This is a genomic window from Amycolatopsis sp. NPDC004368, assembly GCF_053602515.1.
In genome coordinates this window covers 1-1812 of record NZ_JBSGDT010000089.1, presented here as the reverse complement: position 1 = coordinate 1812, position 1812 = coordinate 1, and the positions used below count along the sequence as shown (strand labels likewise).

Annotated in this window: 2 protein-coding genes; one reads left to right on the top strand and one right to left on the bottom strand. The window is 70.5% G+C overall.

Annotation, left to right across the window (positions count from 1 at the left end; genetic code table 11):
- Positions 1 to 173 precede the first annotated feature (173 nt).
- Positions 174 to 1361: a hypothetical protein gene (locus ACWEOE_RS42105; protein WP_452019453.1), complete on the top strand. Its 1188-nt coding sequence runs from the start codon at positions 174 to 176 to the stop codon at positions 1359 to 1361.
- A gap of 66 nt (positions 1362 to 1427) precedes the next feature.
- On the opposite strand, the gene ACWEOE_RS42100 is transcribed toward ACWEOE_RS42105, so the two are convergent.
- Entirely contained in the window at positions 1428 to 1700 is a 273-nt protein-coding gene (locus ACWEOE_RS42100; protein ID WP_452019451.1) for a hypothetical protein, read from the bottom strand.
- Positions 1701 to 1812 lie beyond the last annotated feature (112 nt).

The following is a 1812-nucleotide window of genomic DNA, read 5'->3' as shown; positions in this document are numbered from 1 at the left end:
AGCTGGGCACGGTCTCGACCTCACAAGCGTCCTCGGTGGTTTGCCTGAAGCGTCGCACCCGCGGCTGCCCGTGCCGAACCGATGTCCGGATCTGTTTGAACCCGGTCGGTTTTCGCTCTGCAGCACAGTCCACCACTCCCGGAAGACTGATCGAGTCCGCCCGGGATGTCTTGGTGGGACAACGCTTCCCACCCGTCGACGACAACGCGGCCCACGACATGACCACGCAGCTGCCCGCGCCACTGAGCCGCTGGCTCGCCGGTGTCGCGCTCGTCACCGTGACCGCCGTGCTCGCCTGTCTGCTCTCGGCAGTCCGGGGTTCGCTGCCCCACGTGCTTCCCGGCTACCAGGTGGTGCAACCCGGGTTCCTGCGCTGGTACCTCGGCGACATGACCGAAGCACAGTCGTTCACGACCGAGCTCGGCGGCCTCGGCCTGCTCGCCGGCGGCTGGATCGCCCACGCGGTGACGACCCGGCGGACCGGCTTCCCGATCGCCGGCGGCAGTGGGTTGTGGCCGTGGCTCACCGGGTCGGCACTGCTCGGCCTGCTGCTGTCGAACCTCGCCTGGGGCTGGACGATCCCCGCCACGGGCACGTGGCAGCCGACGTTCGTCGCGTTCGTGTCGGTCCCGCCCGCGCTCGTGCTGACCTACGGCCCGGGCCTCCGGGTGGCCCTCACCGGCGCGCTCCTCGGCGCCGCGCTGACGACGCCGCTCGCGATCGGCCTGGTCCAGCTCGTGTGTCGCCCCCTGGACCTGCCCACGTCGATCGGCACCGCCGGCGCGATGTGGCTCAGCGCGCTGGTCGCGTTCCCGCTGTGCCGCTTACTGCCCTGGTTCCCCCGGCGGCCTTTTCCCACACCCGCTCCGGTCAAGCGGTCGTTTCAGGGCCCCACGTGGGTCCTGCGCCGCGTTCTGGCCGACTTCACCGAAGCACCGTTCCACGGCAACGAACTCAGCTCCGCCGGCCTGCTGCTGGGCACGCTGCTCGCATACCTGCTCAACCCACTGGCCCCGGCGCACGGCACCGGGCTGCTCCCGGCGCTGCTCACCGCGCAGATCCTGACCTCCACGCTCGGCGTCCTGCTCTACCACCGCCAATGGTCCCGCCACGGCTGGTATCCGACGTTCGTTCCCCTGGTCTCCGTGGCGCCTGCCGTGGTGCTCACGTACGGCGCCACGGTCCAGGCCATCGCGAGTGGCGCGGTTCTGGGGGCGGTCTTCGCGCCTCCGCTGGCGGCGTACGTTTCACGACGGCTTCCGGAGACGGTGCATCCATTCGTGGGCAACGTGGTGTCGATGACGGCGTGTACGGCGGTGGTGGTTCCTGTGCTGGGGTTGGTTCCCGGATTCGTCCGCTGAGGACAGCCGGCGTCACCACATCTGCAGGTACGGCCGGTGCACTGTGCCGGTCCCACGCCGGTTTCCTCAGGCGCGGACCTCTCGTTCGACGCTCACGCCGAAGTCGCGGAGGCGGGAGACGGCGTGTTCGGCGTCCACCACGCGTTCCGGGAGGTGCAGGCCCGCGGGGAGGGGAGCGCTGCCGTCCAGGGTGAGGACGCGTTCGGCGCCGATGAGGACGCTCGTGGCGGTGAGGTGGGCTTGGCCGAGGGGATCGCTGACCGTCACGCGGGTGCGGTGAGGTGTGCCGTCGGTGGCGAGGCCGGTGAGGTCGGCGTAGATCTCGTGCGACGGCGCCATCCCGTTGGCCGTCCCGTGGGGGGTGTCCCTATGTCGTTGTCAAGCCGCAGCGGGTTCGGGATGGTGGTAGTGGGTGCCGTTGCGGAGCATGGCGTAGAGCACGTCGCAGCGG